Annotated in this window: 16 protein-coding genes and 1 pseudogene; 7 read left to right on the forward strand and 10 right to left on the reverse strand. The window is 62.6% G+C overall.

Annotated features, from left to right (window positions below; translation table 11 throughout):
- Positions 1-10 precede the first annotated feature (10 nt).
- The 3 genes from AC56QX_RS18540 to AC56QX_RS18550 form a co-directional block, all read right to left on the reverse strand.
- On the reverse strand, positions 11-577 hold the full coding sequence (locus AC56QX_RS18540; protein WP_497109872.1) for a methyltransferase family protein: 567 nt from the start codon (positions 575-577) through the stop codon (positions 11-13).
- Positions 578-688: 111 nt separating this feature from the next.
- Positions 689-1,087 carry a VOC family protein gene (locus AC56QX_RS18545; protein ID WP_497109874.1) on the reverse strand — a complete coding sequence of 133 codons (399 nt, stop codon included), beginning with the start codon at positions 1,085-1,087 and terminating at the stop codon, positions 689-691.
- Between the two features lie 21 nt (positions 1,088-1,108).
- A complete protein-coding gene (locus AC56QX_RS18550) occupies positions 1,109-1,531 on the reverse strand; it encodes a hypothetical protein (protein WP_497109877.1) in 423 nt (140 codons plus the stop codon).
- 151 nt (positions 1,532-1,682) lie between these two features.
- Between AC56QX_RS18550 and AC56QX_RS18555 the strand changes: the two genes are divergently transcribed.
- On the forward strand, positions 1,683-2,303 hold the full coding sequence (locus AC56QX_RS18555) for a TetR/AcrR family transcriptional regulator (protein ID WP_497109880.1): 621 nt from the start codon (positions 1,683-1,685) through the stop codon (positions 2,301-2,303).
- 17 nt (positions 2,304-2,320) lie between these two features.
- Positions 2,321-2,938: an MOSC domain-containing protein gene (locus AC56QX_RS18560; protein ID WP_497109882.1), complete on the forward strand. Its 618-nt coding sequence runs from the start codon at positions 2,321-2,323 to the stop codon at positions 2,936-2,938.
- 62 nt (positions 2,939-3,000) lie between these two features.
- Here the strand turns inward: AC56QX_RS18560 and AC56QX_RS18565 are convergent.
- Both AC56QX_RS18565 and AC56QX_RS18570 read right to left on the reverse strand, forming a co-directional pair.
- Positions 3,001-3,839, reverse strand: a pseudogene (locus tag AC56QX_RS18565) (SDR family oxidoreductase).
- A gap of 132 nt (positions 3,840-3,971) precedes the next feature.
- Positions 3,972-4,934 carry a D-amino acid aminotransferase gene (locus tag AC56QX_RS18570; protein ID WP_497109884.1) on the reverse strand — a complete coding sequence of 321 codons (963 nt, stop codon included), beginning with the start codon at positions 4,932-4,934 and terminating at the stop codon, positions 3,972-3,974.
- 156 nt (positions 4,935-5,090) lie between these two features.
- Here AC56QX_RS18570 and AC56QX_RS18575 point away from each other — a divergent pair, with 156 nt between their 5' ends.
- The gene (locus tag AC56QX_RS18575) at positions 5,091-5,600 is read left to right on the forward strand and encodes a hypothetical protein (protein ID WP_497109887.1); all 510 of its coding nucleotides are present in this window, start codon (positions 5,091-5,093) and stop codon (positions 5,598-5,600) included.
- Between the two features lie 4 nt (positions 5,601-5,604).
- Here the strand turns inward: AC56QX_RS18575 and AC56QX_RS18580 are convergent, their stop codons facing one another.
- Together AC56QX_RS18580 and tsaA are read right to left on the reverse strand one after the other, a co-directional pair.
- Positions 5,605-5,919, reverse strand: coding sequence for a DUF2293 domain-containing protein (locus tag AC56QX_RS18580; RefSeq protein ID WP_497109889.1), 315 nt, complete (start codon positions 5,917-5,919; stop codon positions 5,605-5,607).
- The gene (gene tsaA / locus AC56QX_RS18585; RefSeq protein ID WP_497109891.1) at positions 5,916-6,440 is read right to left on the reverse strand and encodes a tRNA (N6-threonylcarbamoyladenosine(37)-N6)-methyltransferase TrmO; all 525 of its coding nucleotides are present in this window, start codon (positions 6,438-6,440) and stop codon (positions 5,916-5,918) included. Before tsaA ends, AC56QX_RS18580 begins: the two co-directional genes overlap by 4 nt.
- 195 nt (positions 6,441-6,635) lie before the next feature.
- Between tsaA and AC56QX_RS18590 the strand changes: the two genes are divergently transcribed.
- Positions 6,636-7,652, forward strand: a complete 1,017-nt coding sequence (locus tag AC56QX_RS18590; RefSeq protein ID WP_497109893.1) for an ArsR/SmtB family transcription factor — start codon at positions 6,636-6,638, stop codon at positions 7,650-7,652.
- Complete coding sequence (gene metF / locus AC56QX_RS18595; protein WP_497109895.1) at positions 7,652-8,569, forward strand: methylenetetrahydrofolate reductase [NAD(P)H]; 918 nt, start codon at positions 7,652-7,654, stop codon at positions 8,567-8,569. The genes AC56QX_RS18590 and metF overlap by 1 nt, the downstream gene beginning before the upstream one ends.
- Before the next feature lie 473 nt (positions 8,570-9,042).
- Here metF and AC56QX_RS18600 read toward each other — a convergent pair whose 3' ends face one another.
- The gene (locus AC56QX_RS18600; protein ID WP_497109897.1) at positions 9,043-9,960 is read right to left on the reverse strand and encodes a DMT family transporter; all 918 of its coding nucleotides are present in this window, start codon (positions 9,958-9,960) and stop codon (positions 9,043-9,045) included.
- A gap of 223 nt (positions 9,961-10,183) precedes the next feature.
- Between AC56QX_RS18600 and AC56QX_RS18605 the strand changes: the two genes are divergently transcribed.
- Both AC56QX_RS18605 and AC56QX_RS18610 read left to right on the forward strand, forming a co-directional pair.
- Positions 10,184-11,404, forward strand: a complete 1,221-nt coding sequence (locus AC56QX_RS18605; RefSeq protein ID WP_497109899.1) for an alanine racemase — start codon at positions 10,184-10,186, stop codon at positions 11,402-11,404.
- A gap of 199 nt (positions 11,405-11,603) precedes the next feature.
- The gene (locus tag AC56QX_RS18610; RefSeq protein WP_497109902.1) at positions 11,604-12,017 is read left to right on the forward strand and encodes a hypothetical protein; all 414 of its coding nucleotides are present in this window, start codon (positions 11,604-11,606) and stop codon (positions 12,015-12,017) included.
- Positions 12,018-12,040: 23 nt separating this feature from the next.
- Here AC56QX_RS18610 and AC56QX_RS18615 read toward each other — a convergent pair whose 3' ends face one another.
- Both AC56QX_RS18615 and AC56QX_RS18620 read right to left on the reverse strand, forming a co-directional pair.
- Complete coding sequence (locus tag AC56QX_RS18615; RefSeq protein ID WP_497109904.1) at positions 12,041-13,219, reverse strand: lytic murein transglycosylase; 1,179 nt, start codon at positions 13,217-13,219, stop codon at positions 12,041-12,043.
- A gap of 295 nt (positions 13,220-13,514) precedes the next feature.
- Entirely contained in the window at positions 13,515-14,312 is a 798-nt protein-coding gene (locus tag AC56QX_RS18620) for a glycoside hydrolase family 25 protein (protein ID WP_497109907.1), read from the reverse strand.
- Positions 14,313-14,521 lie beyond the last annotated feature (209 nt).

Raw genomic sequence — 14,521 nt, forward strand, 5'->3', positions numbered from 1 at the left:
ATCTTGCCGGTCAGGCCGGTGTGAAAGGGACCAGCATCGGCACTCGCCCGGCATAATCATCGTAGGCGGGGCCGAGTTCGCCACGCAGGAAGCTCTCCTCGAGCCTTGCCTTGACGACGATGCCGATGATGAGCAGGGCGGTGCCCGCAATGCCCCAGACCGTGCCCTTGGCCGCCATGGTGGCGAGGATGGCGAGCAGCAGTCCGGTGTAGATCGGGTGGCGGACGAGGCCGTAAGGACCGGTGTCGACGACATGGTGATCGGCCTTGGCGGTGACCGTGCCCGACCAGAGCCTGCCGAGATGCAGCCGCGCCCACCAGGCGAAGCCGATGCCGACGGCAATCAGGGCAACGCAAATCCAGGCTTCGGCAAGATCAGGCATCCAAAGCCTGAGCCGACCCTCATAGCCGTGCGCGGGAATGAACAGCAGCCCCGCGCCGACCAGCCACAGGGCCCGATAGCGAACCTCCGCTTTGAAGCCGGCGCGCTTCTGGGCAGGGTCGGCCCACAAAGCGGCGGCGGCCCAGCTCACCGCCCAGATCAACCAAAGCAACGTGATTGCCGTCACCGGTCGCATGAGAACCTCCGCCGACTGTCTGGACAACACCATGAAGCGGGTGCAGCGCGGCAGCAATGCGGTGGTATCCGGAACCGGCTGCTGTTCCGGTAAGAAGATCGTGATCCCTGCTCAATCACTTGAGCAGCTGAACATCCACTGCACGCCGAACGCATCGACCAGCATGCCGAAGCTGGTTCCCCAAACTTGCCGCGCCAGAGGCACGGTGATGCGGCCGCCTGTGGCCATGCGGGAGAAAAGCTCCCGCATGGCGGCCAGGTCGTCGAACTCCAGCATCATGGCGGAGCCTTTCATCGGCTCCGCATCGTCATTGTCGGAGGCATGGAACAGAACGCCCGGACCTTCGAAGCGTGCATGTAGGATTTTTCCGCGCATGGCTTCGGTTCGCACCGGCATGTCGTTGTCGCCCCAGCGCAGCAGGATTGTTTTCAGGCCAAGGCCGCACTGTTCGTAGAAGGCCAGTGCCGGCTCGCAATTGGTGGTGAAAAACAGCGAAGGGGAGAGGCGCATCCTGTCTTTCCCTATGTCTGGTCAGTGCGCGGCGGCGGTGGCGGCGGCGATGAGCGCGTCTCCGGTATATTGCCTGTCACCGATGCCCCAGCCGCCGTCAGCCGCGTTGACGATGTTGATCCAGGTGTTTTCGGGCCTGTGCTCGAGCACGGAGAGTTCGGCGACAATCCCGGAAGCGGCGTCGATGAAGGCCTTGCGGGCCTCGACCGAGCCAAGGCCGATATTGGGCAATTTCAACTCGACCATGACGACGGGCCGATTGCCGCCGCCAGCATAGATGTGGCGCGCCGGCAGGACGTGGACGGTGCCGCCGACAATGGCGGTGAAGAAGGAATTGCCGGTGGCGCCGGAGGCTTCGATCAGGGCGGCGCTGAGGCGCGGCAGGATCTCGCGTTCTCCGGCCTCTGTCAGTACGCCTTCCGGCGCGGTCACGGTGATGGGCATTCGGTCTCTCCTTGTCCTCGGGCTGCACGGCCTTGCCGGAAGATCGTCTTCCGGCTTGCCATGTTTCGTATCAATTGTTACGTTATGCCTGCTGAGCAAGTCAACAGGTTTCGTATCGATCACTATGGATAATTTAGAAAAGGCCAAGGATTTGGAAAAGGCTAGGGGTGGTCGTCCCCGCGCCTTCGACCCCGACCGGGCATTGGATGCGGCGATGCATCTGTTCTGGGAGCATGGCTATGAGGCGACGTCGCTTGCCATGCTGCGTGAGGCGATGGGGCTGACGCCGCCGCAGATCTACAATGCCTTCACCGACAAGGAGACTTTGTTTCGCAAGGCGCTGACGCGCTACCACGAGACGGAGATCGGCTTTGCGCTGGACGCGCTGAGCGCACAGGTGTCGACGCGGGAGGCGATCCGGCGGTTGCTGCTCGGCGCCGCCGAGGCCTATTCCAGGCCCGGCAAGCCGGGCGGCTGCCTGTTCGTCAGCGGTGCGCTGGCAGCCTCGCCGCAGGCACAAGCCATTGTCGATGAACTCAAGGCCTATCGCAAGGCGAGTGAAGCGGCGATTGCCGACCGGCTGGCCAAGGGCAGGGCGGCGGGCGATCTGCCGGAAGGCCTCTCCGTCGAAGGCTTCGCCAAATATCTCGCCGGTGTCATGAACGGCATGTCGATCCAGGCGCGCGACGGCGCATCGGTCGAAGAGTTGCGCCTTTTGGCCCAAACCGCTCTTGCGGCCTTGCCGGCCGAAGAGCAAAAAAGGCGAGCATGATTCAAGGACAGAACGCCATGCTGGATCTCTTTCCCGAGGCCGAGAAGCAGGTCGACATCATCCCGGCAAAGAAACTTTCCGCCCGCGCGGCAGCGCTCTATGTCGCGCCGGCCGATCATTTCCAGACAAGGCCGGTGGAGGAGTTACGGCTCGGCTTCGACGGCATATCGGGCGATTTTCATGCCGGGCCGACGCGACGCTCGGGCGGGCGCGAACCCTGGTATCCGCGCGGCACCGAAATGCGAAACGAACGGCAGTTGTCGATCGTCGCAGCCGACGAACTGGCCATTGTCGCCGGGCGGATGGGTTTGGCCGAGATCAAGCCGGAATGGATCGGCGCCAATCTGGTGATCGAAGGCGTGCCGAACCTCTCCATGCTGCCGGCCGGCACGCTGCTGTTCTTCAAGGACGGCGTGACCCTCAAGGTCGACGCACAGAATGGACCATGCCGTCTCGCTGGGAGATCGATCGCTGAGAATGCCGGAATGGCCGACATTGAAGCCGGTGCGCTGCTCTTTCCCAAAGTGGCCAAACGGCTGCGTGGTCTCGTCGCCTGGGTCGAGAAGCCGGGCACGATCATGGCCGGCGAAGAGATATCGGCGCGGGTGCCGGAGCAGTGGATCTATCAGGCGTAACTGCGTGCCTGAGGACAGGGGCTACGCCGCCCATTGAGCGGCGTAGCTCACACCGCAAATCGTCAGTCCTTGCGGTTCTTCTTCGCGCCTTGCGCCATGACGGACACGTGGTCCCACTTGTCCCAGGTGGCGAGGCGGTTAGCGTATTCCTGGCGGATCATCGGCAGGCCGCCATCGCCGAAGAACACGCGCAGCGGCGGCTCAGCGGCGTCGACGATGGCCAGCATCGCCGGGCCGGTGGCCTCGGGATCGCCGGCGACCGAATTGGCGCGGCGCTCGGCCATCTTGGCGCGGGCAGGCGCATAGGCCTCGATCGGCTTGGAGACCTTGGCTGAGGCGCCGGACCAGTCGGTGGAGAAGCCACCCGGCTCGACCAGCGTGACATGGATGCCGAATTCCGCGACCTCGATGTTGAGCGACTGGCTGAAGGCTTCCAGCGCCCATTTCGAGGCATGGTAGAGGCCGAGCGAGGCAAAGGCGTTGACGCCGCCGATCGACGAGATCTGGACGATGTGGCCGGAGCGTTGCGCCCGCATGATCGGCAGCACGGCCTGCGTCACCCAGAGCGCGCCAAACACATTGGTTTCGATCTGGTCGCGGGCTTCCTGCTCGCTGACTTCCTCGATGGCGCCGAAATGGCCGTAGCCGGCATTGTTGATGACGACGTCGAGCCGGCCAAAGCGCTCGTGCGCCTCGGCGACAGCGGCATCGACGGCTTGCTTGTCGGTGACGTCGAGCTTTATCGCGGCGATGTTGTCGCCATACTTCTCGACCAGATCGGCGAGCGTGCCGGCGTCACGGGCGGTCGCGGCAACGCGGTCGCCACGCGCCAACGCGGCCTCGGCCAGACGCGGCCAAAACCCTTCGACGATCCGGTGATGAACCAAACCTTGTTTGTCATGATGTGGAGTCCTTGCCCCTGCGGGCGCAATTCTGGATGAAAGCGGAGGCTTCTCCGCTTTCGGGCATATACGGCCTATCCCGTGATTTTCCAGAGGCGAGGGGAAATCTTTTTGAACAAGAGGCCCCTTGGTCAGGGATAGTTCACCGGAGACGACCACGCCGGGTCGTCGTGCTTTTGCCAGTAGAGCGCCATCAGCCGGCTGGTGATCGGCCCGACCTTGCCGTCGGCGATCGCCACGCCATCGATCTGCGTCACCGGCATGATGCCGCCGGCGGTGGAAGTGATAAAAACCTCGTCGGCCGCCTTGAGCGCGGCGACGCTGACATCGGCAGCCTTTGCGATGAGCCCTTCCTCGCCACAGAGATCGAAGACGGTGCGCCTTGTGATGCCGGGCAGCACGCCGATGGCCGGTGTCGACAGTCTGCCGTCCTTGACGCAGAAGACGTTGAAGCCGGGCCCTTCGGCGACATTGCCGTTGAAGTCGAGAATGAGCGCGGTCTCGGCGCCGCGGTCATAGGCATCGTAAAGGCCGCGCACCAGATCGAGCCAGTGGTAGTTCTTGATTGCCGGATCGATCGAAGCAGGCGGGATGCGTACCTTGTCGCTGATGGCGACAAGCAGGCCGCGCTGCAACTGCTCTGCATTGGCGACCGAGCCGAACGGCACGGCGAAGGCCATGAAGCGGTTGATCGCCTGGCGTGGATCGCGGCTGAAGGTCGGCGAAGCGCCGCGCGTGCACAGCATTTCGACATAGGCGGCGCGATGGCCCGAAAGTGCTGCGCAATTGTGCAGGATTTCGGTCACGCCATCCCTGTCGAAGGGGATCGTCATGCGCAGCTTTTCCAGCCCGCCGAAGAATCGGTCGAGATGCAAATCGAGGCGGAAGAAGCGGCCGTTCCAGACATGCACCGTGTCATAGGTGGCATCGGAATGCAGGAACCCCCAATCCAGCACCGACACCTTGGCTTGCGACATCGGCAGGTACTGGCCATCGAGGAAGGCGATGCCGTCGGGATAGGCATGCGGGTCGATATGGCGATCGCTCGCCGCTGGCAGCGGCTTCGAACCCTGTGTTGCCGTCGTCTGGTCCATCGGGGCCTCCTCGCGCAGGGCGGGTCATCAGCCTATCGACCCCGGACAGGAGGCATAGAGCCAACCGTCCGACGCTGTTCGTCCTCCATGACGATGTAGCCGATACATTGGATTGGAGTTGCCTTATAATCCGATGGGGCAGAATGGGAGGGGGATATGGGCAGGTTTTGGGCCGTCATGGCGGCCATGATGATTTTTGCCGCCGTGGGCGAAGCCAATGCGCAATGCACGAAAGAAGGCGACGACCTCTGCCAAAACGGCCAGACCTATCGCTGCGAGAAGACCGGCAGCGAATTGACGCCGATCTTCCAGAACGTGCCTTGCGCGGTGAACGTGCCGGCGCAAACATTTACCGGCACCTGGGTCGGCAGCGGCCACCAGAGCCCGGCCGGTGACGCCGGCGCCGACTGGTCGATCGCCATGACGATCAGGGATGACGGCGCATCGATCGACTATCCCTCGCTCGGCTGCGGCGGGTCGCTGTCGCAGACGTCGAGGGACGACACGTCGGCGGAATTCCATGAGAGCATCACCTACGGCCAGGACAAGTGCATCGATGGCGGCGACATCACCGTCCGGTTTTTCAAGGGAAACCTGTCCTGGACCTGGGTCGGCCAGGCCGACGGTCAGCCCTACAATGCGATCGCCGTGCTGACGCGGCAGTAACGCCTCATTCCTCTTCGTCGTCAGCGTCGAGCAGGCGTGTCGCGCGCCAGCGGGTGAGCACGACGTTGGTCTGCTCGATAACGAAGAAACGCGCCGAGTCGCGGTCATATCCCTCGGCGAGCAGCTTTTCGTAGTCGGTGTGCATATGACGGATATGGGCAATGGTCGCCAGCCATACCGCGATCGTCGGCGGCAAGGTCTTCATATGCAGCGAGCCGGCGTCAGTGCGGATCTTTTCCATGTCGGCATAGGGCGCCAGCGGCAGCAGGGCTGTCAGCGCCTTGGCGATGGCGCGGCGGCGGCCGGTCGGCGCTGTCATCGTTCCTCGCGCCCCTCAACGGCCGCCTCGGCAATGGCGTCGGTCGAGGCGAAGTAGGGCTTGATGTCGATGACCGGCGTGCCGTCGAGCACGTCGATAGCGTCTAGATCGATGCGTCCGGTGCCGATGTCCAGCCCGACGAGCCTCGCCACATGCAGGCCGACCGGGTTCGGCCGGGCAGGGGAGCGCAGGCCGAATACGCCTTTCGCTTCAGCCGCATGGCGGGGTTTCTGCACAATCAGATTCCGCGGTGCGTGATGCAGCCAGGACAGGATGATGACATGGCTGGCGCGCTCCAGGCCGCGCAAGCCGTCCCGGTAGGGCGCGTCGATGGTCAGCACCGCCGGCTGCCCGGTCTCGCGGGCCGTGCGCATGTTTTTCGGGCAGCTCTCCCGTGTCACCCAGGGCGAGGCGATGCGGCCGATGAAGACGACGCCGGCATCCGCCGGCATCGTTGCCGGATCCTGTTGCAGCCTCTGCTCGCCTTCGCGTGCCTCGAACATTTCGCGTGGCCCGCTCATTCTGCCCATCTCTGTGCTGGTGCCTGCCATTGTCCCAAGACCGCACCGCATTTTTGCGCGGCACGCACCGGAAAATCACGCATGCGGCATTTTCTGGTCCGGGAGCGACATAGCGCTTGCAAGGTTTTGAAAATCGACATAAACATATGTTTATATCTTTTTCAAAGTGAATTGCACTGAAACGAGAATACGCTGATGCATGTCTCACTCGACACCATGGTGGACACCTTGAAGGCGGCGGCCGAATCCAGCCGCCTGCGCATATTGGCACTGTTGTCGCGCGGCGACCTCACCGTTTCCGATCTTACCGAAATTCTCGGCCAGTCGCAGCCGCGGGTCTCGCGCCACCTGAAGCTGCTGCTCGAGGCCGGGCTGATCGGCCGCTACCAGGAAGGGTCATGGGCGTTCTTCCGTCTGTCGGATACCGATTCCGCGCGCGACTTCGTCATGGGGCTGGTTTCCAGCATTCGCGGTGCCGACCCGCAGGTCGAGCGCGATCTCGAGCGCCTGGCCTCGGTCAAGCGCAAGCGGCAGGACCGCGCCACCGAGTATTTTTCCGTGAACGCGGCAAGCTGGGATCATATCCGCTCGCTGCACGTGCCGGATCGCGCCGTCGAGGCCGCGATGCTGAAGCTGGTCGGCAAGCGGCCGTTCCAGTCAATGCTCGATCTCGGCACCGGCACCGGGCGGCTGCTTGAAATCTTCTCGCCGCTCTACCGGCGCGGTGTCGGCATCGACATGTCGCGCGAAATGCTGACCGTGGCGCGCGCCAATCTCGACAAGGCCGGCGTTTCCAACGCGCAGGTGCGGCAGGGCGATATCTTCTCGCCACCGGTCGAGCGCGATGCCTTCGATCTCGTCACCATCCACCAGGTGCTGCACTATCTCGACGATCCGGCCCGCGCCATCCACGAGGCGGCGCGGCTTTTGCGCCCGTCGGGCCGGCTGGTCATCGTCGATTTCGCGCCGCACACGCTGGAATTCCTGCGCGATGAGCATGCGCATGTCAGGCTCGGCTTTTCCGACCGGCAGATCGGCGAGTGGTTCGCCGAGGCAGGTCTTGATCTCGAAGATGCCCAGGAATTTGAGCCGCGCGGCGGCAACGAGGCCAGGCTGACGGTAAAACTCTGGCTTGGCCGCGACCGGCGCCTGCTGATCGCCGATCCCGCCAACGACCAGACCAAAGTGAACTCGATAGGGGAAATCGCCTGATGAACCAGTTCCGCTTTTCCCGCCGCCCCGACATTGGCGACAAGATCAAGGTTTCCTTCGAATTCTTCCCGCCCAAGAACGACGAGATGGAGGCTCGGCTGTGGGACACGGTCACAAGGCTGGAGCCGCTGAAGCCGAAATTCGTCTCGGTGACCTATGGCGCCGGCGGTTCGACGCGTGAGCGCACGGCGCGCACCATCGGCCGTATCCTGAAGGAGACCAGCCTGACGCCGGCCGCGCACATGACCTGCGTCGATGCCGCCCGCCATCAGGTCGATGCGGTGATCCAGGAATTCGTCGATATGGGCGTGAAGCGCTTCGTCGCTCTGCGCGGCGATCCGGCCGCCGGCGTCGGCACCGCCTATCGGCCGCATCCGGACGGCTACGCCAATGGCGCCGAACTGGTTGGGGCGTTGAAGGATGCCGGCGATTTCGACATTTCGGTCTCGGCCTATCCGGAGAAGCATCCCGAAAGCCCTGACTTCGCCACCGACATCGACATGCTGAAGCGCAAGGTCGACAATGGCGCGACGCGGGCGATCACCCAGTTCTTCTTCGACAATGATCTCTACGAGCGCTATGTCGAACGCGCGCGCCGCGCCGGCATCTACATTCCGATCGTGCCCGGCATTTTGCCGGTGCATAATTTCACCCAGGTCGCCAATTTCTCGGCGCGTTGCGGCGCGCTGGTGCCGGCATGGCTGGCCGAGCGTTTCGACGGCCTGCAGAACGACCCGCAGACGCATGCGCTGGTGGCATCCGCCGTCGCCGCCGAGCAGGTTCTCGACCTGGTCGAGCGCGGGGTGGGCGATTTCCACTTCTACACGATGAATCGCGCCGACCTCGTCTTCGCCATCTGCCACATGATCGGCATCCGCTCGCACGAGGCCGAAGTAGCGGGTTCAGCAGCGGCCTAAGGTTTAGCCAGAAAAGCAAAAGGCCGGGCAAAAACCCGGCCTTTCGAATTGGTTAGACTACTTGGTGCTGGCTTCCCCGTCTTGGCGGGTTCAGGGAAGGACGCCCATAATGAGGGCGCCGATGAAAGCAAACGCAGCACAAATCATCAATGCGTTGATTGGCCTCGTAAGTCCCATGACATAGCCTCCTCTTAAAGAGCTATGCCTAGGAGTCTAGGTTCATTTGTGCCACAGGCAAGCGGAAAATGTGCTGCATTGCGACGTAAATGCTAGAATTGCGACCCCGGTTTTGCCGTTAGCCGTTGAAACTCTTTGGCAAAAACCGGCTTTAGACCTGTGAATAAAATATGGCGGCGGCGTGTCGTTCTTGTGTCATGGCAGCGCTACCACCGCGAAAGTCGACTTCGACTTTCGCGCCAATCGGAGGATCCGATCAAAGTGGCTGGAGCGCGTCCAATTGGACGCGCGGCGCGCTACCGTCTTCCAAGGACACGTCCGTCGATTGTGAGAAGGCCGAGTCCAATCAGCACCACGCCGCCGATCTCGAACAGTTCCAGCCGCTCGCCGAGGAACAGGAAACCGAGCAGCATGGCGCTGGCCGGCACGATCAGCGTCACCAGGGAGGCGTTGGTGGCGCCGGCCGAGGCGACGAGGTTGAAATAGAGGATATAGGCAAAGGCGGTGGACAGCAGCGCCAACGCCAGCACCGCCGCCCAGACCGGGGGCGAGGCCGAGAACATGCCGGCGGGGCCGTGCGCCAGCAGCACGACCGGAATCATGATGATGGTCGAAGCGGTCAGCTGCCCGGTGGCGATGACGGGTGAGGGCACGCCCTTGAAGCGGCGGGCGACCATCAGCGCGACACCATAGGACAAGGACGCGCCGATCAGCGCGAATTTCGCCCAGGCCGGGCCGCCTAGCCCTGCAAGCAGGCCGGGACCGATCATGACGGCTGTGCCGGCGACGCCGAGCGCTATGCCGGCCAGCTTGTTCCAGGACAGCTTTTCATCCGATGTCAGCGCGTTGGCGAGGATCAATGTCCAGAACGGTGTCGTCGCGTTGAGCACCGAGGCGACACCGGCGCCGAGCTCGGTCTGGCCGGCGAAGATCAGCGAGAACGGGACGACGTTGTTGGTGAAGGCCAGCAGGAAGAACAGGCCGGCACGCGGAAAGGCGAGGCGGAAGGATGGGCCGCGAATGGCCAGATACAGCTGCAGCGCGATTGCCGCGATGGCGACGCGAAACAGCACCAGCACCAGCGGGTGAAGCTCGGCCACCGCAATGCGGGCGAAGAAGAACGAACCGCCCCAGATCGCGCCGAGCAGCAGGAGCTGTCCCCAATCGGTGAGCGTCATCGGTCCGCGCGGTGTTGATGTCGCGGCAATTGCCATGTCTATCGTCCTCCCCCAAGACGGGCCGAAATGCCGACCCGAATGCCAGCCGGTCAGACGCAAGGCATATCCGGTCCAACGACAAGGGCCACCCGAAACCTGATGGCTGGCAAAGGATACCGCCAAAAACTAGAGCCGCTGCGTCAGTGCCGCGAGACACAGAATTGTTTTCATTAGCCGCTAGCTTGGATTAATTGTGCGCAGCCGAGATGAGGATTCGTCCATGCAGCGATTCGAAAATGCCCGCGAGGCGGCACTGGCGCTTCGCCCGGACGATCCGGTCTATTGCTTCCGCCCGCAGGTGTTAATGGCGGATGCCAGGCAATTCATGGGCATGTTCCCCGGCAAGACCGCCTATGCGGTCAAGACCAATGGCGAACCGATCGTGCTGAAGGCGCTGGTCGAGGCCGGCGTCACCGCCTTCGACGTCGCTTCGCCCGGTGAGTTCGCCGCCGTGCGCGCTGTCTCGCCCGATGCCGAGATGCTCTACATGCACCCGGTCAAGGCGCAGTCTGATATCAAGCTGGCGCTGGAGAAATACGGCATCCGCGTCATCTCGCTCGACCATGAGGACGAGATCACCAAGGTGACCCGGGTGGTGCGGGCGCTCGACATCGACCCGGGCACGATCAGCGTGTTCGTGCGGGTGCAGACCAAGGGCCACGCGGCTTACGAGCTGTCGAAGAAATTCGGCGCCGGGCCGGCCTATGCGGTCGAACTCGCCGAGCGGTTGAACCGCACCGGCTACAAGGTCGGGCTCTGCTTTCATGTCGGCAGCCAGATCGAGGATCCCGACACCTATGAGCGGGCGCTGGCCTCGGCCGACTGGGTGCGCAACCGGCTGACCTTCGATATTGCCGGGCTCGATGTCGGCGGCGGCTTTCCGGCTGAATACGGGCACGATCCCAACCGCAAGCAGATCGAGATGCCGTCGCTCGGCCAGATCATGTCGCGGCTTTCCGGCGACCTGAAGGAATACCAGTTCGACCAGATACCCTTGGTGGCCGAGCCGGGCAGGGTGATCGTGGCGCGCTGCCTGTCGCTGATCGTGCGCGTGCTGCTGCGCAAGGGCAAGCGGCTCTACATCAATGACGGCATCTGGGCGTCATTGTCGGATTCATGGACCGGTAAGATCACGCTGCCGGCCCGCTTCATCCCGGATCCCGCGATCAGGACGCGAAATGGCGATGAGGGCAAAATCGTGCCGTTCAAGGTCTGCGGCGCGACCTGCGATTCCGTCGACATCCTGTCCAGGCCATTCTGGCTGCCGGAAACCGTCGACACCGGCGACTGGATCGAGATCGGCCATATCGGTGCCTATTCGCTATCGCTCAGGACCCGATTCAACGGGTTCTATCCCGACACGTTCGTCGAAGTGACGACGCCCTTCGACGAGGGCGACGCGCCGCAGGGATTTGCCAGTTTGGAGACGATGGCGGATTAGGTTTCTTTCCGACCCGGATACGGCACATCATTTTGCGTCGATAAGGCTGGTATCGTAGGTGGTGGCGTCTTACAGCGAACGTCATGCTTCCAAAGCGTTATCGTATTCACTTTTATGAAACCGCTTTTTCCATTGTTGAACTTCGTTGAAGTAGCCGCGATTTTAGTAGATAATTACCTCCAACAGGGGGGTAATTTCTATGATCAGCCTTATCGACCATACCGGGCAACGGATATCGATAGATCCTGTCGCCGTGATAAAAATTCGTTCAGCTCTCTTAGCTGAAGAGCCGAAATCAACAATTTTCGTCGACTACGCAACAAATGGAGTATTTGTTCGTGGAGACTATGATGAAATCTGCAATATCTTTTCTCGTTCTATTCCAATAGCTCAACTTCATGCTCCTACGGGTGCGCAGGTTGCATTGAACGCCAACGGCATTGCCGCGGTTCAGCCAAGTCCAGTTAATGGCGGCGCGCCATTGTACCGAGGCAAATCCGTAGCGGTGGTTGATGATAGGCACTGGAACAATCGCGTGCCTGCGCGGAATATGATCGCGTTGAAAGAGACGGTCGCTGAAGCAACTGCCATTATTGATCAAGCCCGCGTATGACCGGTTGCCTGATCAAGGGGTTTCTACAGCTTTCCTAACAACTCCGGCGTCGGCCAGCCATCCACTGGCAAGCCCAGCCGCATCTGCTCCTTGCGGATGGCTTCGCGGGTGTTGGTGCCCAGAATGCCGTCGACCGTACCGACGTCGTAGCCCCTGGCTTCGAGCTTGGTCTGCAGCGCCTTCATCTGCTCGTTGTTGAGGCCTTGTTCCGGGTTGCGCGGATCAAGCGGCGGCGCGCCGGCGAGCCGGGCGGCGAGGTTGGCCGCGGTCAGCGCGTAGGTGAAGGACTGGTTCCATTCGAGATAGACGTCGAAATTGTCGTAGGTGAGGAAGGCAGGACCCTTGCGGCCCATGGGTAGGGCCAGGCCGGCCTTCAGGCCCTTGTCGACAAGCGGCGAGCCGTCGGGATTGGTGACACCCCACTGCGCCCACTGCGTCAGCGGCAATTTGTTGGTGCGCCCGGTCTGGTCCCAGGGCATCTCGTCGGGCACACGCACTTCCTGGATCCAGGGCTCGTCGCGCTTCCAGCCGCGCGACAGCACCTTGCTGGCCGTGGTCATGATCACGTCGGGCACGCTTTTGCGCAGGTCGACCTTGCCGTCGCCGTCACCGTCGACGCCATGCGTCAGATAATCGGAAGGCAGGATCTGCGTTTGGCCGATCTCGCCGGCCCAGGCGCCAGTGACATCGGCCGGCAGCACGCCGCGATCGATCAGTTCCAGAAGCGGCACCAGTTGCTGGCGGAACAGCTGCGGACGCCGGCAATCATGCGAAAGCGTCACCAGCGCGCTCAGCGTGTGGAAATCGCCCTGCACGGCGCCGAAATCGGTCTCCAGCGCCCAGAAGGCGGTAATGACCGGCGCCTGGACGCCGAACTGCTGGTCGGCACGGGCGAAGATATCGGCGTATTTCTTCATATTCGCCGCACCTTGCTTCAGCCGGTAGGCCGAGATCATGCGGTTGGAAAATTCGACAAAGGTCTGGGTGAAGACGCCCTGGGCGCGGTCGCGCGCCAGCGCCCTCTCGTCAAAAGTGGCATCTTCCAGCGCGTCGAGACCGACTGCGCCGACGCCGGCCGCCTTGGCTTCCGCCGCGACGCCCTGTTTCCAGGTTTCGAAGTCGCCGCCGCATTCCTGCGCCATCGCCGGCAAGGCCGTGGCGCACAGGAATAGCGCCGCGAGGGCTTGGGAACGCAGTCGCATCAGCTTCCTTTCGAAACGAAGAGGGCATTGTCGTGCTTGGCAGGAAACCCAATACCCTGGATTACCGGCGGTTGCACTTTTTGCCGCTGGCTGTGTCGAAAAGCAGGCGGCAGGCCCGGTGTCAACGGTTCTTCTGCCGCAGCCCCTTGTTGAAGGCGGTTCGCTGCCGTTGGCCCCCGTTCAGCGGGAGCTCTCCTGGAGTGATTTGGTCGAGGCGTTGCGGCCGTTGAACCCGGTTCAACGGGAACTCGGCTGGAGTGATTTGGTCGGGGCGTTGCGGCCGTTGAACATGACGTCAGCGCGTGTTCTGCCGCAGCCAGTTATTCCATGCGGCTTCCGAGCCGTTGAAGACGTTGATGTCGGATTTGCCTGTCATGCCGGGAACGATGCCGGTTCCGGTGTACTGCCAGAAAGTGAAGGGGTGGCTGCCATACTTCTCGCGCGGGTGGCCGGCGACGGAACGCAGCCAGTAGGGATAGCCGCGGAAACTCGACAGCTCATTGTCGTCGAAGAAATCGACCGAGGTGTAGATGATCGGCTTCTTGCCGTAATGCCGCTCGACGATCTGGAGGAAGGTGGTCATTTCCGCGCGCACCGTGGCAGGGTCGGGGCGCAGCCTGCAGGTCGGCGATTTGGGGTTCCATTCCATGTCGAGGACCGGCGGCATGGCAGAACGGTCGACGGGAACATTCTGGATGAACCAGCGCGCCTGCTGGGCGGCGGGGGTGCAGAAATAGAAGAAATGATAGGCCGCGCGCGGAACACCGGCGGCTTTCGTGCGCGCCCAGTGCTCGCTGAAATATTCGTCGAAGCGGTCGCCGCCTTCGGTCGCCTTGATGAAGGCGAAGGAAATCCCGCTCGCCTTGGCTGTCGGCCAGTCGACCGAGGTCTGGTATTTGGAGACATCGGTGCCGTGAACGGCATAGTTCCATGGCGCGCCGCTGTCCCATTCATGCGGCTTGGAATCCTCGAAGCGCGGCGCACGCACGGCGACCGTCGTGCTGGACGACGATGGCGACAGCGGCGACAGATCGTCCACCGTCGAGCAGGCGCCAAGCAGCGTCAGCATGAAAAGGGCCGCAAGACGGCGCATCACAACTTCCAAGCCGGAATCAGCCGGTCGCTGATGGGTCTGTGAACTGATGGCCGGTCTGGCCCCTCCGAACGATCGCCCCACGCATCGCTCAGCATATCCTGTGATGGCCGATCATGGTTGATAATCCGTTGATGGCGCTCGACAGGAGCCCCGATTTTGCGGAAGCAATGGCGGCAATTCGATGACATAAGGGTCGGGCAAGAGCC

The organism is Mesorhizobium sp. RCAM 06353, from assembly GCF_059683585.1.